This window comes from Ferrimonas aestuarii (assembly GCF_005116665.1).
Lineage (GTDB): Bacteria > Pseudomonadota > Gammaproteobacteria > Enterobacterales > Shewanellaceae > Ferrimonas > Ferrimonas aestuarii.
The window spans coordinates 36,017-60,252 of the sequence record NZ_SWCJ01000021.1 but is presented as its reverse complement, the minus strand read 5'-3'; the positions used below and the strand labels follow the sequence as shown (position 1 = coordinate 60,252).

Here is a 24,236-nt window from a genome sequence, read left to right as displayed (position 1 = left end):
TGAATTAAAATGACTTATTGTCATCCAGCTTTATTCCCATGAGGAATATCATGTCTGCCCACACCGATTTGAATCTACTGCGTACCCTGCTCACTCTCATTGAGGAGCAGAGCGTGTCTCGTACCGCCGAGCGACTATTTCTGAGCCAATCTGCAGTCAGTAAGCAGCTCACTAAGCTCAGGCAGCAGTTCAACGACCCCTTGTTCAAGCGCCATCCAAAAGGGCTCAAGCCCACCCCAAGAGCAAGGATTTTGGAACCCAAGCTGCGCCACTGGTTGGCGTTGTCAGAGGAGATCATCGAGCCGCAAGGGTTTGATCCCTCCACCAGTCAGCGCCAATTTCGGATCGCCCTCAATGAAACCAGCTTCGTTACCCTACTGCCTAAGTTTCTGGCACCACTGATGAAAGCCGCTCCCGGCATCAAACTCAAGACGTTGGACTGGGAAGCGGTAACCATGGCGGGGTTGTGTAAAGGCCGGGCCGATCTGGCTCTGTTTGCTCGGGACGTGGATGAGCGGGCACCTTGGGCACATCAAATTGCCGCCATTCCTAAAAATCTCTGTTACCAACCTTTGGTGGAAGAGCGCCACATCTGCCTGGTGCGCCAAGGTCACCCGGTGTTGGAACATCCCTGGGATTTAAGCGTCTACCTCACGCAGCAGCACGTAAAGATGGATTGTGAAGGCAGTGAACACTGGCTACTCGACCGAGTCTTAGCGGAGCAAGGACACACGCTGGAGGTGGGAATGGTGACGTCAGATTTCCACTCAGCCGCCGTACTCACCCAACACAGCGACATGGTGTTTACCTGCACTCAAGGATTTGGCAATCAGGTGGCGGACACCCACGACTTGGTGAAGCTGCCACTGCCAGTCAAATTGCAGCCGTCATTCAAACTGATTGCGTGGCCACAAAGTATCGACGCCGATCCAGCGCATCGCTGGCTGCGTGAATTTGTTGCTCAATATTGCTTGGAGGAGGCCGCCGAAATGGCCCCTCGGAACTAACAGGTGGCGTCGCAACTTACCGGTTGCAACGCCGTCAGAGCTTTGGATTGCTCCACTGACAAGGTTAAGGTTCGCTGCTTTATGTTTTCAGTAATCACCGTGGTGCCAGCGGACAGGTGGCGGCCGTAGTCATAAAGTTCCCGCAATGCATTGGCATCGGGTGCCCAGCCTTTATGGTACTGCCATACCCACACACACTTGGTGCCGTCACACTCCTGCTTCGTCAAGATCAACCCTGAGGTGTCAGCAGCAAGCTTGGGAGAGAACATCACCGCCAAAACGCAAGTTAAGGCACTGGCAAAACGAAGAATTAGATTCATGGCAACACTCCAACCTTCACATCACGGCAGTTAAGTGTAGGCAAGGGAAAGCCATCTTGATGGGCAGTTACGGTCGGTTTTTAACCAGTTAAACTCTGTTTTTTATTTTTTGTTTATAAGTTAATTACTTAGGCTTAGCATCTACGCCGGATTGTGCATCTCGGCAAGACAGCCAATGATTGATGCGGTTTTTACCCTGCTGCTTTGCCAGGTACAGCTGCTGATCGGCAATGCGAATCAGCTGCTCAAAGCCGGAAAACTGTTTGTCGGCGTCATCCCCGGGCACCAACACGGATACACCAATACTGATGGTTACCGGACGCCGAATTAGCGCCGTGGTTTTATGCAACGCCTCCACTTTCACGCGAATCGATTCTGCCAGCTCCAATGCCACCTCCGGCTTGAGTTCCACGTAAACCACACAAAACTCTTCGCCCCCATAACGACAGGCCAGATCCTCCCCTCGACGTGCCACCCGTTTTATCTCTCTGGAGACCGCCACTAAGCAGTCATCCCCCGCCTGATGACCATACTTATCGTTGTACGCTTTAAAGTCATCGATATCCATCATCAGTACGGCCATGCCATAACGAGCACGACACAATCGCTGCCACTCGCGCTCGGTAAACTGCTCCATGCCCCGGCGATTCGCAAGGCCGGTCAATGCATCGGTTTGGCTAAGGGAGTGAAGCTGTTCCCGCTGCTTCTCGACGCGGCCAATCAAACCGTTAAAGGCTTTAACCAGAATCTGAAACTCCAGCACATTGGGTCTCATGGTCAATTTGCGGTAACTCTGCTCTCGCTCCATCTGCTGCAACTGCTGAGATCCATACTCCAACGGCTTAATGAACAGTTTCCAGATCAGGTAGTTGGACGCAGGAACCATAAGGAAGATCAGCAGCAAGGCGATCCACTCTCGCCACTCCACCTTGGTATTGAGCTGTTGCAGATGCTGAATGCTCATCACCCACACCGGCTGCTCTAGAGAATCCACAACCAGCAACTCTCTTTGAAACAGAGCGTCGGTAAAAGCCAACTCGCCGCCAAGCTGCGGCAGTGATAGATCGCTCCCCTGCGCTGACCTGAGCTTAATCATGATCCCCAGCTCACCAAAAAACTCCGTCAACGAATCCGGCTCCAACTCCTTAACCAAAGTTAAGTAGCCCAAGCTGCAATTCTGCTTGCCTGTCAGGCATAAGGTGGTGGTGGCATAGAGGTAGAGCCGACCCGATTGCTGCACCATGCCTTGGCGGCTGACTTGCGTTTCCGGCAGCATGGTCGGCATCAATCGGGCGCGCACAAAGGCGCTTTCTGCACTGAATATGGGCAGCGCATCGATGGGAACAATTTGAGTATGGGCGTCGGCAGCAAGAATAAGAGAGGGGTAAAAAGTAAGCGCCAACTCACCCGAAGAGGCCGGTGACGGCAGCGGCTCTTCTTTAAGAGCGGAAACCGCCCACTGCTGATAGTCCATCCCCTGAGCCCGATCACCCAGCAAGCGCTGCTGTTGCATCAACCATTGGTCAACACTATGGACCTCATGCCACTGCTGCTCTGCAACACGGATTTCCAGCATTGGCAACAGCATCCAGCTACGGATAACCCAATAGCTGGCCGCCAGTACCAATACCAGTACCAGCGACAGCAGTAATACCAAACGCTTTAAGGTCATCGCGCCCCCACACCCAAGCTCGTCTTAAAGTGTGGCAGCAAATGACAGAATTTACAGAGTTCTTACCTGATAGTAATCCTGATCCGCCAGCAAGTTGTCAGCAGCAAAGCCCGCCTCAGCCAATCGAGCTCGGGTTGCATCGACCATATTGGGTGAACCGGTCACCACCACCTTGGCGCGGCTGCGCTCTTTGGGAGTCATCCAGGTAAGGCCCTTTAAGGCGGTATCGACCACGGTGCCTTTAGCAAACGTCCACTCATCGCTTGGACGATCCAGGGTTAGGTCGGCCATAAAGCGCTTGTCTTTGCTCCATTGAGTAAGCTGCTCCAATGGAAACAGCTCTCGCTCATCACCGCCGCCCCAACACAGGTAGACCGGCTGTGCGGAACCAGACGCCAGTCTGGCTTCAATGAAGCTGCGCGCCTGACTGATGCCGCAACCTGCCACCAACAACACCAACGGTACCTTGTCCCACTCAGGGGTGTAAAAGATCTTGCCATTGGCAGCCAAGGTCACCTCGGCACCTTCTTGAGTGGCTTCAATTACCCGAATGTTGGCATCTCCTTCGGGAAGATGCTGCACGTACAACTCCAGTAATTGTGACTGGGTTGGGTCATTGCCCACGGAGTAAGGCACACACCAGCCGTTATCCAGACACACTTCCAGATACTGCCCTGGCTTAATGTCCACCTCAGTCAACGGCTTAAAGCCGATATGGTGCACATCATGATTTAGAGTTCGATGGAAGGCCACCACCGCAGGATACGTTTGCATATCAACCACACATGAGACTAGCGAAGCGGGCAGTCTACCCTACTCCTCATGATGCGACAGTGGACTGTGCCACAATTGCTAAAGGAGATTCAGGGTATACTGTGGCAAAACCCAGTGAATGGATCCCGAGATGATCGACGTATGTTGTGGCCTCATTATTGATGGCGACCAAATTCTATTGGCCCGGCGCCACCCCGAGGGTTCTCAAGGAGGACTGTGGGAGTTCGCCGGTGGCAAACAGGAACCTGGAGAGTCTTTAGCGCAGGCGCTGGCACGAGAGCTCAAGGAGGAGCTGTGCATCGACTTAAGCGTCGGTGACTACCTTGGTTACAGTGATCATCACTATGGTGATAAATCGGTGCGTCTCCATGGCTTTATCTGCCCTTGGTTGCCTCAAAAAATCGTCTTGACCGGCAGCCATGATCGCTACCAATGGCAAGCTATTACTCAGGTGGACACCACGACCCTAGCACCTGCCGACATTCCTCTGTTACACCGCTTGCAAAGCCAGCGAATGGCATTGACCTAACTCACTTTTCCTCCTAGCCTTGGGCAACTTGATTGATAAGGGGCTTATTATGACCAACGCCGTATCCGATATTTTTGATCCTAAATTGTGGGATGAGGTAGAGGGCTTCGACTTTGAAGACATCACCTATCACCGCGCCAAAGATCAAGGCACCGTGCGCATCGCCATCGATCGCGCCGACTGCCTAAACGCGTTCCGCCCCAAAACCGTGGATGAACTCTACATCGCTCTGGATCACGCTCGCCAATGGTCTGACGTTGGCTGCGTACTGCTGACCGGCAATGGTCCATCCGCCAAAGGCCAGTGGGCATTCTCCTCCGGTGGCGATCAACGTATCCGTGGCAAAGATGGCTATAAATATGAAGGCGCCGAAGCCGGTACCGCCGACATCGCTCGCATGGGGCGTCTACACATCCTTGAAGTGCAGCGCCTGATCCGCTTTATGCCCAAGGTGGTGATCGCGGTAGTGCCTGGCTGGGCCGTCGGTGGTGGCCATAGCTTGCACGTAGTGTGTGACCTGACTTTGGCGTCCAAAGAGCACGCCATCTTCAAACAGACCGATCCCGATGTGGCCAGCTTCGACTCTGGCTACGGCTCCGCCTATCTGGCGAAAATGATCGGTCAAAAACGTGCTCGAGAGATCTTCTTCTGCGGCTTTAACTACAGCGCCGATGAAGCCTTTGATATGGGCATGGTAAACCGTTCAATTCCTCACGCTGAGCTAGAAACCGAAGCCCTGCGCTGGGCCAAAGAGATCAACTCCAAGTCGCCAACGGCGATGCGTATGCTCAAATATGGTTTCAACCTGCCCGATGACGGCTTAGTCGGTCAACAGCTGTTCGCCGGTGAAGCCACACGTTTGGCCTATGGCACCGACGAAGCTCAGGAAGGGCGAGACGCCTTCCTTGAAAAGCGCGATCAGGACTTTGGCAAGTTCCCTTGGCATTACTAAGTCACGCCCAAAACCGAGGCAAAAACTAAAACTAAGTGCTGCTATTTGCAGCACTTTTTTTATGTTGGTAGGTTGGGGTTATTACAAATACTACGCAAGGACTGCTATGACCTCTCGCCCCTATTTACAGGCTGCTACGCTCGCCTCATTTTTTGGCCTTAGCCTTACAACTCAGGCTTCAGACATGCTGCTATTCGACCTAAGCCCGCAGCAGCAGCCTCACTCACCTGTCAAAGTGTCAGATCACAAGGGTTACAACAACCAACCGGCGTTCAGTCACGACAGCCAGTACCTGCTGTTCTCCAGTAATCGTTCCATGGAGCAGATGGACATCTATCGCCATAAGCTCGGTGAAACAGGGCTAACCAACCTCACTAACACCCCAACAGAGAACGAGTTTTCCCCTCAGAGCCCCAAGGCGGGGGTGATCACCTATGTGGTTCAGGAAGGGGTTCCTCACCAAAGCGTATGGCAGAAAAACCTTGGCGAACCCAGACGCCGAGGCATCAACAGCATGATTCCCGCAGGTTACTACGCCCAAAAGACCGAGGTTGGCACCCTAATCTGGGCACGCTATGGCTACAACCTCTATTTCGAACCACTAGGAGACGCTGCCGATGAGCGTCACTTTGTGCAAGCCAACGTTGGTCGCAGCCTGCACGTCATTCCAAACAGCAACCAATTCAGTTTTGTCCGCAAACAGGTAGACGGTACTTGGGTAATCAAAGCCTTCGATCCTGCTGAAAAGACAATGAAATCGCTGATCGCCATTAATCCCATCAGTGAGGATTACACTTGGCATCCCAATGGCAGCATCTTTGCAGGCCGAGGCAGCGAACTGGTGCGCTGGCAACCCGGTGAGAAGGATTGGTCGGTAGTGGCCGATCTGGCGCCGTTTGGGGTAAACAACATCGGCCGCTTGGCCATCAGCCCAGACGGGAAGCACTTGGCATTGGTGGATAAGAATTAGGGTCTGTTGACCTTTTGTGCTTACTTTTACACTGTAGATCGACGATCTCTGGCATAAAAAAAGCGCCCTATTGGGCGCTTTTTGATGATTTAGCCGTTGAGTTTACTCAACCACTTCCATCTCTTCGATCAGGTTTTCAGCACCGTCTAGGTACTTCATTACCCACAACATATAGCGGCTGTCTACGTGAATAGAACGGCTCTTCTCGATGTTGAAGTCCCAATCGGCAGTGATTGACTCATACACACCGTCAAACAACAGACCAACCAGCTCGCCACGGGCGTTCATGGTTGGGGAACCAGAGTTACCACCGGTGCTGTCCAGGTTAGTCAGGAAGTTAACTGGCACGCTGCCCAATACGTCACTCTTGTATGGACCGTAGATCTTATCTTTAATCAGCTTCAGCTGCTTCTCAGAGGCATCAAACGGCTCAACGCCGGTGGCTTTCGCTGCCAGTCCTTCCAGTGAGGTGAAAGGCACCGCAACCAAACCATCCTGCGGAGAGTAAGGAATCACACTGCCGAAGGTCAGGCGCAGGCTCGAGTTTGCATCGGCGTAGACAGGCAGGCCTTTGCTCTGGTTGTAAGCGATGATGGCGGCCATGTAGTCAGGGCGAACCTGAAGCATGCGACCGGCCAGGTCTTTGTCTTTGTGCTCTGCTTCCATGCGAGTGTCGTACATGGCAACCGCATAACGGATGAATGGGTCGTTGCTGGCTTTAAAGGCGTCAACGGACTTGTCCATCCACGCCAAACGGGTATCCAGATCACCCAGATCGGTGGTGGCGTACATGCTGTCCAGTTTGGTCGCCAACGCGTCAGCGTCGAACTTACCGCTCAAACCGAAGATGCGATCCAGCTCTTCAATGCGCTCAGACTGTGGCAGGGCTGCGTACTTCTCTAGCTGATGAGCCAGAATCGCTTTATCCACAGCGATGTCGAAACGACGGTCAACACGCTTCATGCTGGCTTCGATGCCATCCCAATCACGCTCCTGATAGCCAGGCTCACGATCCAGATCCGCTTTCTGCTTCTCATGAGCCAGACGGTACAGACGATTGGCAATGCCGGTCATCTGGTTGTAGCGCAAATAACCAAGGATGATGTCACGCTCGCCGTGGGCATTGCCCTCTTTAGCCAGCTCATTCACGCGCTCAATCACACCGCCATACTTGGCTGCGCGATCGCCTTCGCCGTCAACCCAGTCAGTCAGTGCTTTTTCGTCATCCAGCTTAGCCTGCAGGATGCCAGTTTTCTGGTAACCCTCAACCATGGATTGGAAGTTCTTAGCGTAGTTGGCCAAGCTGGCCAAAGTGCCTTCGTACTTGATGCGAGCATCGCTGCCATCGGGAGCGGTCTCTTTGATCAGTTCGATAAGCTCTTCACGGGCAACGCGAGATTTCGGGTAGGTAAACTCGAAGGCGTTCTGCACTTCGTAGCTGGTGCGATAACGGTTGGTACGGCCTGGGTAGCCTGCAACCATCACGAAGTCACCGTTTTCAACGCCCTTGGCACTCACTTTCAAGAAGCGCTTTGGCTCATAAGGGACGTTGTCTTCGCTGTAGTCCGCAGGGCGACCATCTTTGCCAACGTAGGCACGGAAGAAGGAGTAATCACCAGTGTGACGAGGCCACATCCAGTTGTCGATGTCGCCGCCGTACTTACCGACAGACATCGCTGGGGTGTAGGTCAAACGAACGTCACGAATCTCAAGCTCTTTGATCAGGAAGTACTGAGCGCCGCGGTGGAAGTTATAAACGCTGCAACGGTAGTCGTCGCTGACTTCACACTCGGCAACCAGAGCCTTGCGGTTGTTCTGAACTTGTTTGTAGTAAGCTTCGCCGCTCTGGCTTGGGGAGGTTCCCGCCAGCACTTTGTCGGTCACATCCACCATGGACTCGGTTACCCAGATCTTATAACCCGGAACCGGTTTCTTCTCTTCCCCTTTGGTCTTAGCCAGGAAGCCATTTTCCAGAATGTTGTCTTCTGGAGTGGAGTGATACGCAATGGCTCCGTAACCACAGTGGTGGTTGGTGACAACCAAGCCTTCTGGAGAAACGAAAGACGCAGTACAGCCACCAAAGTTGATGATGGCGTTCATCGGGAACGCATCTAGGTTGGACATGCTGTTGGCATCCAACTCTAGGCCCATCGCCTTGAGCTTATCTTCTAGGGCTGGCACCTGATATGGCTGCCACATCCCCTCATCTGCGATTGCGGTCATCGGCAACGTGATTGCTGCCAAAGCTAACCATTTTTTCATTATTATTTCCTTGAATATGGCCCGTCTTTCGCGGGCGATTTCTCGTTGCTTTCAGGTGTTACCAAAAAGTTATCCCGACAACTGTATCACAGCGGTCGGGATTCCTTGAGCGCCGTTACGGTGGTTTTCTCCCCTAACGACTTAAAAACCGTAATTATTTAATAACAAAATATTACAGCAGCTGAGCAATAACGATTAATCCCCCTGCAACGGTCGCCAGCGCCATGGCACCTTTCCCCCCAGCGACTTGATATCCTTGGCTTGCTTCACGGCTCTTCAGGGCCATCGCCACCGGCAAGAACACAATCAGTACCGCTAGCGGAATGGCGGCAAAACCCAGTACCGCAATGAAGCCTTTTGGCATTGCCAGCGCCAGTACCAGCGGCGGCGCGAAGGTAACCAGCCAGTTACCCACTCGACCCACTTCACCGCCACGCAGCTCTTTCAAGTACTCATACAGACTTAACGTCACGCCGACGAAAGAGGTGACCAACGCCAAGTCGGCAAACAAGGTGACCAAGGTGCCGATGCGGCCAGAGCCGGTCAGTTCTGTCATGGCGCCCACCAGATTGGCTAGGCCATCTCCTTGAGCCAGCAGCTTTAGTTGCTCGGCGCCTAGGGGCCCCATCACCGCCAGCAGCCACAGGCTGTAGCACAGCAGCGGCAGGCCACTTCCCAGCAAAAATGCCATGCGGATCTGCTTTAGATCGCCATCGAGGTATTTCACCAGCGGTGGAATACAAACGTGAAAACCAAAGGAGGTGAAGATCAGTGGCAACGCCGCCATCCACAGGGAACCATCGAAATAGGACAGGGCGAATTGAAGGTTAGCCACTTCGGTCTTAGGCACCAGCAGCGCCACTAGGATCATCAGGGCTACCATCTTCAAGGTGAAGAGACCTCGGGTCAGCAGATCCACATACTTCACCCCAAATGCAGCCACCAAGCCTAGGGTGCAAGCGAAGATTAAAGTGGAAGTCGTGGATTCCAGCTTGATATCCAATAGCGCTTGAGCCTTAACGCCAATCAAGGATGCGCCACCGGTCAGGTAGGCGGCGGTTAGGGCGTACAGCAGTGCAAGGAAACTGGCTGAACACAATACCTGGCCCACCGGCCCCAAGATATTGCCGACCATTTTGTGGAAATTCAGGCCCTTGCCTGTACGTAAGTTGGCTTCGGTAAGCAGCAGGGCGGTGTAACCAGACAGGCTCCAGATAAGCGCCATCAGGATCATCGCTGGCCAAAAGCCGATGTTCGCTACCGCGATAGGAAGGGCCAACATGCCAGCGCCGATACTGGTTCCGGCGACGATGAGGGTGGCGCCGATAAGCTTGCTATTCAAAATAGTGTTCCCGCAAAAAGTGTATGAGATAAATCTACAGCAGTCGGGGAAAAAAGAGAGGAAGGATTGCGCAGGTACACACACCACTTCGCCAATTGAATCCCGACGCTGCGTCGGTTCAATTAGCCCCAATGGCATATGGTTAACGAATTAGTTTACGCTCTCCAATGCCATTGAGGCTGGCAAAATCGAGCGATAAAACTGATGTAATGCATCATTTCTACCTGAATCAATCAAAAAGACAGCGGGATTCCGCTGCCTTTTTACGTTACCAATGGAGGGTAGCCAGAAACAAGGGATCCAGGTCACAGTTTTGTGAAACCCTGAATCCCATTTCCGATTAGCTTCGTTTCGCAATGGCTTGCTGAACACGCTCAGCGTAACCCGCATCCGCTTCAGCAAACTGAGCCAACATCCGCTGTTGCACCTCAACGGTCACCTGAGACAGCGTTGCCGCGATGGTATCTGCCAGCGCTTGCTGTTGAGACTCATCCATCAATCGATACAGATCACCGGCTTGAGCAAAGTTCTCTTCGGCAAAGCGGTCGTAACGGTCAAGGTCGCCACTTAAACGCAGTGGTGGCTCAGCGTATTGAGCGCTCTGCTCTGGGCCGCCCTGAGTATTTGGACCATAGTTCACCCCACTCTCTTTACTGTCGCCGTGATAAGGGCACGCGGTTCCGGCGAAGGCACCAGCACGCTGGTAGTGGTTAGCCTGACTGGCGTGTGGGCAGTTCACGGGCAGTTGGTTGTAGTTCGCACCGATGCGATAACGCTGTGCATCCGCATAGGCAAACAAGCGAGCCTGCAACATCTTGTCCGGAGACGCCCCCACACCGGGAACCAGATTGGACGGAGCAAAGGCTGCCTGTTCAATCTCATTAAAGTAGTTTTCAGCGTTACGGTTTAACTCCAGCACTCCAGCTTCAATCAATGGGTAGTCTTTGTGAGGCCACACCTTGGTGAGGTCGAAGGGATTGATGTCGTACTTCTCCGCATCCAACTCCGGCATGATCTGCAGATACAGGGTCCATCTCGGGCTATCGCCATCCTGAATTGAGCCATACAGATCCCGCTGAGCGTGGTCCGGATCGATGCCCTTAAGTTTATCCGCCTGCTCATTGCTGAGGTTTTGGATACCCTGCTGAGTTTTAAAGTGGAACTTAACCCAGAAACGTTCGCCGTTGTTATTCCACATGGAGAACGTATGCGAGCCATAGCCGTTCATATGACGGTAGCTGGCTGGAATGCCGCGGTCCGACATCAAGATGGTCACCTGATGCAGAGCTTCCGGATTCAGTGACCAGAAGTCCCACATCGCCTGAGGATCTTTAAGGTTAGTCGCCGGATTGCGCTTCTGGGTGTGGATAAAGTCTGGGAATTTGATGCCATCACGCAGGAAAAATACGGGAGTATTGTTGCCCACCACATCGTGGTTACCATTCTTGGTATAGAAGCGTACCGCGAAACCGCGAGGATCGCGCTCGGCATCTGCACTACCCGCTTCACCGCCTACGGTGGAGAAACGCACCACCACTTCGGTCTGCTTACCCACTTGTTGGAAATGGTCAGCGATGGTGTACTGAGACAGATCATTGGTGACGGTAAAGGTACCGTAAGCGCCGCTTCCCTTAGCGTGTACTACTCGCTCTGGAATGCGTTCGCGGTTAAAGTGAGCCAATTTTTCAATTAGATGCCAGTCTTGAAGAGCAACTGGGCCACGGGCTCCTGCGGTCAAACTGTTTTGGTCGTCGCTAATAGGTGCGCCATTTTGAGCTGTCAGTCGGTGAGTCATAATTGTTCTCCTGAGCGCTTACGCGCTGTTCAATCCATTCATAAAGGCCTTGCCACATAAGCGCCTCCTCAATCGTTGAAATCGATTATAGGGGCACCAGTCAATCGACGAAAACAAATAAGATAGACTGTGTTAATTAAACTTTCCGATTAAGAATCTCTAGGTTCAAGACACCATCTTCCATTGGCCACCCCACAGTTTAATGAGGAGAGAAACCCTAAAATACTCAGCAAATTATGCCTTTACATTGATTTACACCGCCCCATCACACGTCCGATATCGTTCCAATTACATTACTTTGGCGACGTTGACTGTTGTTTCAGCCAACGCCAGCAGATTCAACCAGTCATGCCGATACACACTTTGAAACCTCTATCACGCTCGTAGATTGCCTCCCTGTCCTAGGTTGAAAGAGAACCCATTTAAGAGGATCACAACATGAAACTGACTATCGCAACGCTATTGCTGGTAAGCACTCATACCTTTGCCATAGGAGGGCTAGGAGGCAATCCTGGTGCTGCTTCGGGCGCAGTTCAGGTTCGAGCAGCCCACTGTTTTAACGCCGAAGGGGTGCCGATTTATGGTTCAGAAGTCCTTAAAAAGCAGCGACAGTGCCCCATTACCGGGGTATTGAATGTGGATATCATCAATTCGGACAACTACTATGGCAATGAACCTAAGGGAGAAACCCTTAGCGATCTGCGCCGTCGCAGATGAACATCAACCCCAAACCAAGCAGGGAGTGACTATGCAGTTAGTGATGATGCATGGGCTTTATATGCACCACACCATCATGAAACCCCTATCCGCATTAATGGAAACTCTGGGGTGGCAAATTGAAGGGCTGAGCTACAACAGCTTAAACATCGATCTCAATGGGCTATTTGATCGCATCGAAGCACTGTGCTCCCCTGATACCCCTTGCTATCTGGTGGGCCACAGTCTTGGGGGCGTACTCGCCAGACAATACGCCGAGCAGCGCCCTCTACCTGAAGGCTCTCGCATCGTTAGCCTTGGCTCGCCCCATCAAGGAGCTCAGGTGGCCAAGCAACTGGCACAGTGGAATCTGCAGGGCTTTATGGGCAACGCCCATGAACACGGACTTATCAACGATGGCGAGCTTACCTACGGCGGCACGGCAGCCTTAGGTAGCTTAGCGGGAGATGCTGGAGTGGGGGTAGGTAACCTCTTCAATCAACTGCAAGGACAGCCCAATGACGGCACCGTCTTGGTTAGTGAAACCCAGATTGAAGGGATGAGCGATCATCTGGTGCTGCCGGTGAGTCACACCAGCATGCTGCTGTCGCCACAGGTCGCTCGACAGACCGACCACTTCCTTCGATACGGCCGCTTCGATCAAGGTTAGGGGCTGTTGAAATGAGTCGGTTCTCAGACAAGGCACTGCAGCGAAGCGCCAGTGGCCCTAGCCATTGCTATGACTCAGCGCTCAGCTTGTACGGCGTCTCTCACCCGTTGTCGCAGCTTCTGATGGCTGGGGTTCTGCTGCAGCGAACGATGGTACAACATGGAGATCGGTGCCATCTTCATCGGCATCGGGCATTCCAGTAACTTAACCCCAAGCTGCTTAGCAAAACGCGCCATCCGCTGCGGCACAATGGCAATGGCTTCGGAGTGAGCCACGTAAGCCAATTGGGAGACAAATGACGTTGCCGTATGGGCAATCACTCTGGGTTTCGGCTGTTCACACAGCAAGGTAAACAACACCTGTTTCTGATGACGGCTAGTGACCGCCACATGACGCTCACGATAAAACTGCGTCTCGCTGAGGTCATCCAAAATCCTTGGGTGCCCCTTCGCAACCGCCACCATGATCTTCTCCTCTAGCAACGGCTCGCAGATCACATTGGCGTCGATGGTGGTCACCAGATCCAGCACCAGGTCCACCTGACGGTTGCGAATATCAGCAAATACCTGCTCTTGCTCCGCCGGAGGAATGGCAACGTCGATGTCGAACTTAGCCAGCTCATAAGCCAACAGATCTGGGGCGTACACCCGATACTCCACCTTATGCAACGCCTCATTGAGCAGACCAAACGCAGGCTCCAATTTGGTCATCATGTAGTTGGCGTGAGCCGTGGCTTCAATCGAGCGTCCTTTGCGAACGAACAGCGGCTGCCCTAAGCTCTGCTCTAGCTGTTTAATGCGCATGCTCACCGCCGCCTGACTCAAGCCAAGCTGCTCCGCGGCCCGCGTGTATGACTTCAATTGATAAACCTTCACCAAGGTCGACAGCAGGTTCAAATCCATTATTCCCCCCCTAATTCATAAGCGCTACTGATGTTTTATATCAGTTTCAGGGCATTTATCCCAAACCGTGCTTATCTATACTGAGTGAAGTTCAAAAATCGACCAGGTCAACGCCGTACTAATGACGCTAGTGGGACATGAGGTCTCCACTCTGGTTGCCAACAGACAGTGAGGTCATCATGAATTCAACCAGAACTGGGGCTGCCGCTCTGCTGAGCACCGCACTTTTTATCACGCTCTCGCCATCCGCAATGTCAGACACCCATCATGACAAAGGCGGTGATGAACATGCGCTGACGCAAAGCTTTAACTACCAAGGCAAGCCCGCGACCCAAGCCACCATTGAAGCCAATCGCAAGTTTGCCAAAACCCTAGATTTCAGCAATCAAGACGGCTTCAAGCAGACTCGAAACAATCTGATCGCCAAATTTGATGCGAAAACCGCCGACATCCTATGGAACGACTATCGCTTCCTAGAGCAGGATGCACCAGACAGCGTCAACCCGTCGTTGTGGCGGCAGGGACAAGTCAACCACGAAGCCGCAGGGCTCTATCGAGTGACCGATGGCATCTATCAGATTCGCGGCACCGATCTGGCCAACATGAGTTTGATCCGTGGCGACAGCGGCTGGATCCTTCTTGATCCGTTAACCAGCCTAGAAACCGCTAAGGCCTCCCTGGAATTTGCCCTTAAACACCTGCCAGAAGGGAACGACCTGCCCGTTGTCGCCATGATCTACTCCCACTCTCACGGCGATCATTTTGGTGGTGCCAAAGGAGTGCAAGCACTGTTTCCCGAGGTGAAAGTCTACGGCTCAAAGAACATCACCAAAGAGATCGTCGACGAGAACGTCCTCGCTGGTAATGCCATGACCCGCCGAGTGAGCTACCAATACGGTACCGTGCTGCCCATCGGCGCAACTGGCATCGTTGATGCGGCGCTGTCTAACGGCCTGACGCCAGGTACCGTCAGTTACATCAAACCCATAGAAACCAACCACAACGCCGACATTGAGAGCTGGAAGATCGATGGCATCGAGTTCATCTTTATGGACGCATCTGGTACCGAAGCCACCTCAGAAGCCGTTGCCTATCTGCCGAAGTTCAATGCCATCTGGGGAGCAGAGCTCACCTACAAAGGGATGCACAACGTCTACACCCTTAGGGGCGCCAAAACCCGCGATGCTTTGAAATGGTCGAAGACCATCAACCGGGTGATTCACGAGTTTGGCGGCGATGCCGAGATTTTGTTTACCGCTCACTCGGCACCAATCTGGGGCAACCGCGAATTGACGCAGTTTCTCAAGCTGCAGCGCGACAACTACGGCTTTGTCCACAACCAGTCCCTTCGCTTAGCCAACAACGGGGTGGTGATGCAAGATATTGGCTGGGAGATTCAGAAGCTGCTGCCAGAAACCATCCAAAAAGCGTGGCATACCAACGGCTACCACGGTACCTACAGTCACAATGCCCGAGCGGTCTATAACCTCTATCTGGGCTATTTCGACATGAACCCCGCCAACTTAAATCCACTGCCTACCAAGGCTGAGGCCGTGAAGTTCGTTGAGTACATGGGAGGCAAACAGGCGGTGCTAGACAAAGCCAAGGCCGATTTCGATCAAGGGGAGTACCATTTTGTTGCCACCGTACTCAATAAGGTGGTCACCGCCGACCCCGACTTTGCCCCAGCTCGAGCGCTGTTAGCCGATACGTTTGAACAACTTGGCTACCAGAGTGAAGCCGCCGGCTGGCGTAATGTTTATCTCAGTGGCGCATTCGAACTGAGAAATGGCATCCAGAAGACCCGCATTAAAACCAATTCTCCAGACCTGCTCGGAGAGATGGAGGTCGGTGCCCTATTGGATTATCTAGCGGTAAGGGTGGATGCCACCGTAGCGCAGCATCTGAGTTTCAGTCTCAACCTGGTGCTGACGGACTTAGAAGAGACCTACTTTGTGGAGATGAGCAACGGCAACCTAAACAACATCAAGGTGGCAAAACCCCAACAGGCCGACGCCACTCTGACCTTGAGCAAACCCGCATTGTTTGCACTCAACCTAGGGCTGGCAACGCTGCCAGAGCTTATCAAAGGGGGCAAGGCAAAACTGGACGGTGATGCAGAAGTACTGACTAAACTAAACCGCTCTTTGACCGAGATGAACGACTCTTTCGCCATCGTCCCCTCCACTAACACGCTTTGATTTTGCTAGCGCCGCGCCAACTCGGAACCCACTCCAGTTGGCGCACCTTCACTTTGAATCTGAGTCTGAAGAGGGCACATCCGCAGGCATGCGGTAGATCTGAATCAAGTAGTAGATGTTGACCACCACGATAAAGGCGTTCACCAGCAACACAGGCAATGCCCAGATGGCCCAAGCATAAGCCACAAACAACGCCGCACCGGTGAGATTCCACCACCGCAACGCTTTGATATTAGACATGGTTAAGGAGATGGCCACCGCTATCGAGGCCGCATAGCCCACATACTCCCAATTGATCTCCATCCGCACTTCCTAAGCTGAGTTTTGTGCTTTTGAGTGTGGACGCCTGACACCAAGTTGCCAACTAAAAATGGTTAGCTTCCAACCAGTTTACGATTACAACCATCAAAATTACGTCAAAAAAACCGTCAAATATTCGGTTTTGCCGACCAGTTTTCAGTTTGGAATCCCGTCTGTTTACGGTTCAATTTTCGCTCAGTAGAGTAACGCCAACTTCCCATAGACCGATTTCAGGAGTGGCCAATGGAGCGCACCGTCCCAACCCAAATTCAGCCTGTCATCGACAGCTACCAAACGGCACTGAACCACTTAGGTATTCAGGGATTCTGGTATCAGGGCATTGCCAACAACAGCTACCATGACCTCAGTCAGCCCAGTGGCGGTGGCCTGTTCTCACTCACCGGCTTTAAGCACAATCGCGGCGTCATCTGCTCCTCTGATTTTGTGCATCAGCTATACAATACCTACGCGGCCCACTTCTTCAGACTGGACCCGAACTTTGTGCCAGCCTTAGAGCTATCTGGCCCCTACTGCTACCAATTCGATCTGCAGCCTCAGGCCGCAAAAACGCAGCGACTGTTTCAACAGCATGGTTATAGCCACATCTTAAGCTGGCCGGTGGTCATCGCCGACACTCCCCATTGGCAAGGGCGCTTCACTCTGCTGAGCAGCAAAGCCATCGAAGTACAGCAATATGAGCAGCTTACCCCGCTGCTGCAACGGATGCAGATGGAACTGCTGTTCTATGGCCGCGATTACGTCAATCCATTTCGGCAGCAAAAGCTGTTTAACCCTGTGAGTTTAAAGGTGCTGCAGATGACCGCCGATGGTCTGCACAACCGCGAGATTTCCGATCAGCTTCACATCACCATTCGTGGAGTCGAGTATCATCTGGAATCACTACGCACCAAGCTTGCGGCGAAAAATCGCGCCAACCTGATCCATCAAGCCCACCGACTCGAGTTGATTTAACATGCTGGTACTCCTTGTTGAAGACAATTGGCCCCTAGCCAATAACATCGTGCGCTATCTGGAGCTGAATCAGATCGAGTGCGACTACGCCGATTGTGCCCAACAAGCTCTGCGCTTGGCGGCCCAGCAGCAGTTTGATGCCATCATCCTCGATCTCAACCTGCCTGACGGCAACGGCATCGAGTTATGCCAACAGTGGCAGCGTGAAGGTAAGGGTACCCCCATCATCATGCTCACCGCTCGAGGCAGTCTGGACGAACGCCTCGAAGGCTTTGAGGCTGGCGCCGACGATTATCTGGTTAAACCCTTTGCCCTGCCGGAGTTGGTAGCTCGCCTGAAAGTGGTAAGCCAGCGTAAGCCGGCTCCAAAGTTGCTGCAACTGGGGGATCTGAAGCTGAACCTGGGCAGTCATCAAGCCCAGCGCCAAGGCCAATCATTGCCACTGTCTCGCACCGGTTGGCAAATTCTGTCTTTGCTGGCCAAGCGCCATCCTCAGGTGGTTACCCGAGAGGAGCTGGAGCGCAGCCTGTGGCCCGATACCCCTCCAGACAGTGACAGCCTGAGAAGCCATGTGCACCTGCTGCGCCGAATCGTGGATAAACCGTTTTCCAGCCCGATAATCAAAACCGTACGCGGTGTCGGGCTCACTCTGCATATCAGTGATAATGAAACCTGAATTAAGCCTTAAACGCACCTACCAGAAATATGGCTTGGCCTTTCTCGCCATCACCTTACTCATTAACAGCATTATTCCGTTATGTATGATGTGCACCGGCATGTTCAGCATGAATGAGATCACCATGAATAATGCCGCTCAAGGTGGCGTAAAATATTTAACGGATACTGGATTTGATTATTATCAAACGGAAAACATCGTGGTCGCTCCCCGTTGGAACCAACTGCCAAAACGGGTTCGAGATCTGCATCAAAATACCCCACTAACACCAGACCAAGGTATTTTATATTCCCATACGGACGGCCTCTATATTGACAGCTTAATGGCCTACCGCAGCAGTAATGATCGTATCTACTACGTGTGGCTTCACTATAACGCCACTCACGATCTGGTGTTCGCTCCGAAAAACATGACCGCCATTTTGCTGCTGGTGATCATGACTTTCACGGTCTCCGCCAGCTTGGCCTATTACATGCAGCGCCAAGTGATTCGGCCGGTACATCAGATCAGCGCCGCCATCAAACAACACGATTGGCGCACCATGCGTCACTTTGACTTTCCAACCCAATGTTACGCCGAGCTGCAGTCCATCGTCGATGCCCTAGACAATGCCCTAGAAAAGCTCAAGCAGGCCCAGCAGCGGGAGCTGGATTTCCTTCGCTATGCCAGTCATGAGCTACGCACTCCCATCGCCGTGTGTCAGTCCTCATTCGAGGTAATGAGCCTAGAACAAAATGGCCTAACTGGACCGGCACTGCACGCCAGTCGCGCCACGGAACAGATGCGATCCATCACAGAAACCTTGCTGTGGCTCACCAACAAAGACAGCACTGTCATCGAGAAAGAGTGGGTAACGCTAACACCACTGCTCCGAGAGGTGTGCGACTCCCAACAGCAAGCCCATGGACGTCAAGACGACATCCTCATTCGTGGTGACGACACCCAGGTATTAGCCGCCAGAGAACCCTTGGCCATCCTACTGACTAACTTGGTCCGCAACGCCCTACAGCACGGGGCGGGCGAGGTTCATATTGAGCAGCGCGGGCATCAAATAGAGATACGTAACTCCATTGCCAACCGAGCGACGACGGGGTTTGGGTTGGGACTCAGTTTGGTACAGCGACTGGCGGCCCAACTTAACTGGCAATACCAAAATGAGCAGATAGACGGGCAATTTGTCTCTAAAGTCACCATCTCAAAATAAACGGCTTCGGCCGTTTTTTTGATCTTTATCTAATAAAGTGAAATGCAGTTTTGACCTAATTTTGACAATGGGGTTTATCAGAATAAAAAAGTACTATCCCACAGAGGAAAAACTGCTAACCAATCTATATTAGCCAACCAAAAAAGTAAGATTTATTCGTTATTTTCCTAATACCACAGCATTACAACAATAAGCGTTCCAGACCGCTTTAGGTCACATTTATCTTAATAGAAATTCGTATTCTGACGCCTGACATAATTACGTTAGGGAATGAAGATGAAACGCACACTCTTGGCCGCCTCTTTGGCGCTACTCACTGGCTCTGCCTTTGCTGGCACCACGTTGGATCTGGGCTACAAGGCCCACACCTCCAGCACCAAAGATGATAACGGCGGCGCCTACGATCAGCCGTTTGTAAAGATCACCCATTTCAACAAAGCCGATTGGGGCACCCTACTGGCTTACCTGAAACTGGAAAACCCCGGTGAAATCGCCGATGCCCAGCACGGTAAAGACGGCAAGCTGACGGTGAAAAACTTGATGATCATCGACAAGCAGATCGGTGACAGCGCCTATAACTGGTGGCTACAAAACTTCTTGGTCAGCAACCGCACCGTCATGGAAGATAACCTCTACTTGGGCCTGACCACCAACCGTAAATTCGACAAACTGTTTATCAATGCTGGGGCTGGGCTCAACTACAGCGCCGCCCATTTTGACCCTACCGGTGCCAGCTTCGATGGCATCAGCGGTGGTGCCGTGGTGATCAACGCCATCTATCCAATGCAGGCGTTCAACCTAAAACACAGACTCAGCGTCAACTACGAAGGCCAGTTTGCTCGGGATGACGAGCACAAAAGCACATTGGGTTATGACAGCTACGGCCATCAGATCATCACCACCTTGAAAACCAGCTTAACCGACACCGTCTACACCAAGCTGCACCTGACCCACTTTGACAGCTGGGGCTCCAGCCCTAATGACGGCATCGAGTACGGCGTAGCCATCGGCTTCAATTTCTAACAGAGAGACCACAACATGCTTAAGAAAACCCTTATCGCCAGCGCCATGATGGCTCTGGTGGTTGGCTGTAGCGCCCAGCAAACGCCATCAACCGTTACCTCTACCGGCTCAGCCTTCGGTAAACACGGAGAAATTCAGGTTCAAACTGAGGTCACCGATGGCCAGCTCACTGACATTCAGGTGCTAAAGCAAAAGGAAAATAAGATCCTAGCCGCTTCGGTATTTACCGAAATGAAGCAAGCGATGATCGATGAGAACCGCACCGATGTGGATGGCATCAGTGGTGCGACCGTCACCTCAAAAGCCTTCAAAGAGGCGGTAGATAACTCCCTATCTGCAGGTGGTGCGGTGCTACTGGCTGGCGCTGCCAAAGCCAAAACCGACAAAGATTCCGTCAAAGCCGAACAGAAGTTTGACGTGGTCGTAGTGGGTTCCGGCGGTGCCGGCTTCAGTGCCGCCATTACCGCTAAGAATGCCGGTGCCAACGTGGTGATCATCGAGAAGATGCCAACCGTGGGCGGCAACAGCCTTATTACCGGCGGCCAGATGAACGTACCGGGCAACTGGGTTCAAAAGAAGATGGGCATCGAAGACAGCATCGACCAGTTCGTGAAAGACACCCTCAAAGGGGGCGACTATCTGGGCGATCCTGAAATGGTGCAGATTCTAGCAGAGCAATCTTTGCCTGCTGCGCAGTGGTTACGGGACTACATTAAGGTCGACTTCTATAAAGATCAGCTGTTCCAATTCGGCGGTCACAGCGTCAAGCGCGCCTTGATCCCGAAAAACCACACCGGTGCTGAATGGATCAGTAAGTTCATGGCCAAAGCGGACGAGCTACAGATCCCAATTCACACTCGCACTACTGCTAAGGCACTGATTCAAGATCAAAGTGGCCGCGTTATCGGTGTAGAAGCTGAAAAGAACGGTAAAACCATCACTTACCTGGCTAAAGACGGTGTGATTTTGGCTACTGGAGGTTTTGGTGCCAACGTAGAAATGCGTACCAAATACGTTCCTGAGCTGGACAGCCGTTATGGCACCACCAACGCTCGCGGCATCCAAGGTGACGGCATCAAGATGGCTGAAAAGCTGCATGCGAAGACCCACAACATGGAGTCAATCCAGACCTACCCGGTGTGCCACGTCGACTCTGGCGTTATCGCCCTAATTGGTGACTCCCGCTTCTTCGGTGCCATGCTGGTAAACAAAGAGGGCAACCGCTTCGTTGAAGAGCTGGAACGCCGTGACGTCATTAGCCGTGCCATTTTGTCGCAAACCAACCAACAGGCCTACCTGTTGTGGGGCAACGAGATTGAGCAGATCGCCGACGTCGTCAGCATCCACAAGGATGAGTTCAACGAGCTAAACCGTAAGGGTCAGATGTTCAAAGCCAACAGCATCGAAGAGCTAGCCGACAAATTTGGCATCGATAAAGCCCAGCTGATGGCTCAAGTTGAACGCATGAATGGTTTTGCGAAACAGGGCAAGGACACTCAGTTTAACCACCGCGGTAAACTGCAAACCATCATGCAGCCACCGTTCTACATGCTGGTGGCGAAGCCTTCCGTTCACCACACCATGGGTGGACTGGTTACCAACACCAAAGCTCAGGTTTTGGACGTAAACGACAAGATTATCCCAGGTCTATTTGCGGCGGGTGAAGTGACTGGTATGACCCACGGCTCGAACCGTTTGGGCGGTAACGCCATCACCGACGTGACTGTGTTTGGCCGCATTGCCGGTAAGCAAGCTGCCAACAACTAAAGCCTCGGCAATTTATCATCGCCCAAAGGCCAGCCTTCGCTGGCCTTTTTTAATGAAGACACTTTGGAGAGAACATCATGCGCTCCACACTCATTCTGGCTCTGCTGTTCGCGGCCTTATCGGTCGTAAGCGCCTGTGCCATGAACTCTGGGAGCCCCTTGGTACAGCTAACGGGTGCCACCATGGGAACCAGCTACGCCATCAGCTATGAACCCACAGCAAAAGCCGCAGATGCCAAAGCCGTGAAGCAGGCGGTCGAAGCCACCTTAGCGCGCATCAACCACAGCATGTCGGTGTTTGATCCGGCGTCGGAGATCTCGCTACTAAACCAAGCTGCCGAGCACCAAGCTATGGTTCTCAGCCCTGAGCTCTATCGATTGCTGGCATTGTCGGTGAAAGTGCATCAACAAACCCAAGGCGCTTTTGATATCAGCCTCGGCCCATTGATCGAGTTTTGGGGGTTCGCCACCCAAAAGCGGGATCTGGCCCATAAAGATCGTGGCCAGTTAGAGATGGTGCGCACCAAGGTTGGCCTTGATGGACTAACTCTGGATGCAACAACCACATCAGCAACCAAAACTGTGTCGGGGCTGCAACTGAACCCATCCGCCATCGCCAAAGGAGATGGCGTTGATGCCATCGCCCAAACCTTAAAAACGCTTGGCATCAACAATGCGCTGGTCGAAATCGGAGGCGAAATAAAGGCCATGGGCTTTCCCCCTCACAGAGCCCAGTGGCAAGTGGCAATTACTCAGCCCCAGGCCCTAAACCTTAAGATTCAAACCCTAGTGCCATTGACCAATCAGGCGATGGCCACCTCCGGCAATTACGCCAACTTCTTTGAGTCCAACGGTCAACGTTTTAGCCACATCATCGATCCGCGGACTGGCTATCCCAGTCAAAGCCCTATGGTGTCGGTCAGTGTCATTCACCCTAGCTGCGCCATCGCTGATGCTTATGCCACTGCACTGATGCTTTTTCAGCCAAAGCTGGCGCTGGCGTTTGCGAGTCAACATCGGCTGGCCATCAGCATTACCTTCCACACACCCACAGGGCTAAAAACCGTAACAAACCCAGAGTGGCCAAGGGTTAGAGCAAACATTGAATAAAAAAGTTTGGGTTCAAGATCCCACAATTAAGGGGGGTAACCATGTTAGATTTACTAAAAATTGATAATTGGATTCACTCAATCTCGAACAAAACGAGATCAAAACGGAGATGCCAGCACTGTTGGCACCATCATGGACAATATAAAACTGCAGGACCTGAAGATCTTCCTCACTGTCTATGAGCTGGGCAATTCCAAAGCCTGTGCCAAGACATTAAAACTGTCTGAAGCCAAGGTCAGCCGCTCCCTCAATGAACTTAGGCAGTGGTATGGCGACTCATTGTTTATTCGCAAACGCCACGGTTTTATTGCCACTGAAAAAGGCAAACTGATCTATCAGAACGTCAAACAGGCGATGCAACTGCTTGAACAGCAACAGCCAAAAGCCAATGGCGGTAAGCGGGTCATTACCGTGGGCATCTCAACCACTCTGTCGGTGGGTTTGCCGGAATACCTAAATCAATGTCTAAAAGGCCAGCTGGATAACTACACCATCGAAGTTCAGCCTCACCAGTTGATGGCTTGCAAAAAAGTCGCCAATGGCGAACTCGACATCACCTTATCCCACCGCCAATGTCAGCAGATGAAAGAGTGTTTGAGCCAACACAAATCCATTGTCGAATTCCAAAACATCGGCTCGGGGAATTTCCTTTACGTTATTGCAAGAGAAGACCACCCAGTCTGGCAACAGAGCCTGCTGCTTGAGAACATCACCCCCTACCCCTTTGTTGTCACTCAGGTCAGTGGTTTTAATAACCAAGTGGATCCCATGGAGATTTTCGCCGAAGAGAATCAACTGCCCTTTGAGATATCAACTAAGGTCACCAACCTGGCTAGCCTGATGGAGTGCCTGCTCTCATCCGATGGCGTTACCTTTTTAGGAACCCGTTGTGCCGCCGATTTTATGAACCGCATTAGCGGCTTGCGCGCAGAACGGTTGCCCGATGATCAGTATGAGCTGTTGCACCAATACGCCCCTCGCCCCCACTACGCCATCGTCAACCGCATCGACCCGATAACGTCGAAACTCAAAGACGACTTGGTTGCTTTTATTGAAAGGCAGATTCGTTAATAGGATTAAAGCGAAAATAAAA

22 protein-coding genes are annotated in these 24,236 nt (G+C 52.4%); 14 read left to right on the top strand and 8 right to left on the bottom strand.

Annotated elements, in window-relative coordinates; all coding sequences use genetic code 11:
* The first annotated feature begins 50 nt into the window (after nt 1-50).
* On the top strand, nt 51-1,007 hold the full coding sequence (locus tag FCL42_RS19100) for a LysR family transcriptional regulator (RefSeq protein ID WP_136865031.1): 957 nt from the start codon (nt 51-53) through the stop codon (nt 1,005-1,007).
* Here FCL42_RS19100 and FCL42_RS19095 read toward each other — a convergent pair.
* From FCL42_RS19095 to FCL42_RS19085, 3 genes are all read right to left on the bottom strand, one after another.
* Entirely contained in the window at nt 1,004-1,327 is a 324-nt protein-coding gene (locus FCL42_RS19095) for a hypothetical protein (protein WP_136865030.1), read from the bottom strand. The genes FCL42_RS19100 and FCL42_RS19095 overlap by 4 nt on opposite strands.
* 124 nt (nt 1,328-1,451) lie before the next feature.
* Nucleotides 1,452-2,999, bottom strand: a complete 1,548-nt coding sequence (locus FCL42_RS19090; protein WP_136865029.1) for a GGDEF domain-containing protein — start codon at nt 2,997-2,999, stop codon at nt 1,452-1,454.
* Between the two features lie 51 nt (nt 3,000-3,050).
* Nucleotides 3,051-3,773: a ferredoxin reductase domain-containing protein gene (locus FCL42_RS19085; protein WP_136865028.1), complete on the bottom strand. Its 723-nt coding sequence runs from the start codon at nt 3,771-3,773 to the stop codon at nt 3,051-3,053.
* Nucleotides 3,774-3,903: 130 nt separating this feature from the next.
* Here FCL42_RS19085 and FCL42_RS19080 point away from each other — a divergent pair, with 130 nt between their 5' ends.
* The 3 genes from FCL42_RS19080 (at nt 3,904) to FCL42_RS19070 (ending at nt 6,224) form a co-directional block, all read left to right on the top strand.
* Complete coding sequence (locus FCL42_RS19080) at nt 3,904-4,302, top strand: (deoxy)nucleoside triphosphate pyrophosphohydrolase (protein WP_169308459.1); 399 nt, start codon at nt 3,904-3,906, stop codon at nt 4,300-4,302.
* 49 nt (nt 4,303-4,351) lie between these two features.
* Nucleotides 4,352-5,254 (top strand): 1,4-dihydroxy-2-naphthoyl-CoA synthase, encoded by a 903-nt coding sequence (locus FCL42_RS19075; protein ID WP_136865026.1) that lies wholly within the window; start codon nt 4,352-4,354, stop codon nt 5,252-5,254.
* 106 nt (nt 5,255-5,360) lie between these two features.
* On the top strand, nt 5,361-6,224 hold the full coding sequence (locus FCL42_RS19070; protein WP_169308458.1) for a TolB family protein: 864 nt from the start codon (nt 5,361-5,363) through the stop codon (nt 6,222-6,224).
* A gap of 102 nt (nt 6,225-6,326) precedes the next feature.
* On the opposite strand, the gene FCL42_RS19065 is transcribed toward FCL42_RS19070, so the two are convergent.
* The 3 genes from FCL42_RS19065 to FCL42_RS19055 all read right to left on the bottom strand — a co-directional run bounded on the left by FCL42_RS19065 (nt 6,327) and on the right by FCL42_RS19055 (nt 11,623).
* Nucleotides 6,327-8,486 (bottom strand): S46 family peptidase, encoded by a 2,160-nt coding sequence (locus FCL42_RS19065; RefSeq protein ID WP_136865024.1) that lies wholly within the window; start codon nt 8,484-8,486, stop codon nt 6,327-6,329.
* A 172-nt stretch (nt 8,487-8,658) separates the two neighbouring features.
* Complete coding sequence (locus FCL42_RS19060) at nt 8,659-9,828, bottom strand: amino acid permease (protein ID WP_169308457.1); 1,170 nt, start codon at nt 9,826-9,828, stop codon at nt 8,659-8,661.
* Nucleotides 9,829-10,168: 340 nt separating this feature from the next.
* Nucleotides 10,169-11,623: a catalase gene (locus FCL42_RS19055; protein WP_136865022.1), complete on the bottom strand. Its 1,455-nt coding sequence runs from the start codon at nt 11,621-11,623 to the stop codon at nt 10,169-10,171.
* Between the two features lie 438 nt (nt 11,624-12,061).
* Between FCL42_RS19055 and FCL42_RS19050 the strand changes: the two genes are divergently transcribed.
* Together FCL42_RS19050 and FCL42_RS19045 are read left to right on the top strand one after the other, a co-directional pair.
* A complete protein-coding gene (locus tag FCL42_RS19050; protein ID WP_136865021.1) occupies nt 12,062-12,340 on the top strand; it encodes a hypothetical protein in 279 nt (92 codons plus the stop codon).
* A gap of 31 nt (nt 12,341-12,371) precedes the next feature.
* Nucleotides 12,372-12,989, top strand: a complete 618-nt coding sequence (locus tag FCL42_RS19045; protein ID WP_169308456.1) for an esterase/lipase family protein — start codon at nt 12,372-12,374, stop codon at nt 12,987-12,989.
* Nucleotides 12,990-13,063: 74 nt separating this feature from the next.
* On the opposite strand, the gene FCL42_RS19040 is transcribed toward FCL42_RS19045, so the two are convergent.
* Complete coding sequence (locus FCL42_RS19040) at nt 13,064-13,891, bottom strand: LysR family transcriptional regulator (RefSeq protein WP_136865019.1); 828 nt, start codon at nt 13,889-13,891, stop codon at nt 13,064-13,066.
* A 179-nt stretch (nt 13,892-14,070) separates the two neighbouring features.
* Here FCL42_RS19040 and FCL42_RS19035 point away from each other — a divergent pair, with 179 nt between their 5' ends.
* Nucleotides 14,071-16,092 (top strand): alkyl/aryl-sulfatase, encoded by a 2,022-nt coding sequence (locus tag FCL42_RS19035; RefSeq protein WP_229359910.1) that lies wholly within the window; start codon nt 14,071-14,073, stop codon nt 16,090-16,092.
* A gap of 48 nt (nt 16,093-16,140) precedes the next feature.
* On the opposite strand, the gene FCL42_RS19030 is transcribed toward FCL42_RS19035, so the two are convergent.
* The gene (locus FCL42_RS19030) at nt 16,141-16,395 is read right to left on the bottom strand and encodes a hypothetical protein (RefSeq protein ID WP_407644382.1); all 255 of its coding nucleotides are present in this window, start codon (nt 16,393-16,395) and stop codon (nt 16,141-16,143) included.
* 240 nt (nt 16,396-16,635) lie between these two features.
* On the opposite strand from FCL42_RS19030, the gene FCL42_RS19025 reads away from it, so the two are divergent.
* The 7 genes from FCL42_RS19025 (at nt 16,636) to FCL42_RS18995 (ending at nt 24,214) form a co-directional block, all read left to right on the top strand.
* Nucleotides 16,636-17,364, top strand: coding sequence for a helix-turn-helix domain-containing protein (locus FCL42_RS19025; protein WP_136865017.1), 729 nt, complete (start codon nt 16,636-16,638; stop codon nt 17,362-17,364).
* Between the two features lies 1 nt (nt 17,365).
* A complete protein-coding gene (locus FCL42_RS19020; RefSeq protein ID WP_136865016.1) occupies nt 17,366-18,040 on the top strand; it encodes a response regulator transcription factor in 675 nt (224 codons plus the stop codon).
* Nucleotides 18,030-19,244, top strand: a complete 1,215-nt coding sequence (locus FCL42_RS19015; protein ID WP_324612890.1) for a sensor histidine kinase — start codon at nt 18,030-18,032, stop codon at nt 19,242-19,244. The genes FCL42_RS19020 and FCL42_RS19015 overlap by 11 nt, the downstream gene beginning before the upstream one ends.
* A 276-nt stretch (nt 19,245-19,520) precedes the next feature.
* Nucleotides 19,521-20,267, top strand: a complete 747-nt coding sequence (locus tag FCL42_RS19010) for an outer membrane protein OmpK (RefSeq protein WP_136865015.1) — start codon at nt 19,521-19,523, stop codon at nt 20,265-20,267.
* Nucleotides 20,268-20,282: 15 nt separating this feature from the next.
* Nucleotides 20,283-22,034 carry a flavocytochrome c gene (locus tag FCL42_RS19005; protein WP_136865014.1) on the top strand — a complete coding sequence of 584 codons (1,752 nt, stop codon included), beginning with the start codon at nt 20,283-20,285 and terminating at the stop codon, nt 22,032-22,034.
* A 77-nt stretch (nt 22,035-22,111) separates the two neighbouring features.
* Nucleotides 22,112-23,143, top strand: a complete 1,032-nt coding sequence (locus tag FCL42_RS19000; RefSeq protein ID WP_136865013.1) for an FAD:protein FMN transferase — start codon at nt 22,112-22,114, stop codon at nt 23,141-23,143.
* Nucleotides 23,144-23,275: 132 nt separating this feature from the next.
* Nucleotides 23,276-24,214: a LysR family transcriptional regulator gene (locus FCL42_RS18995; protein ID WP_136865012.1), complete on the top strand. Its 939-nt coding sequence runs from the start codon at nt 23,276-23,278 to the stop codon at nt 24,212-24,214.
* Nucleotides 24,215-24,236: the final 22 nt, after the last annotated feature.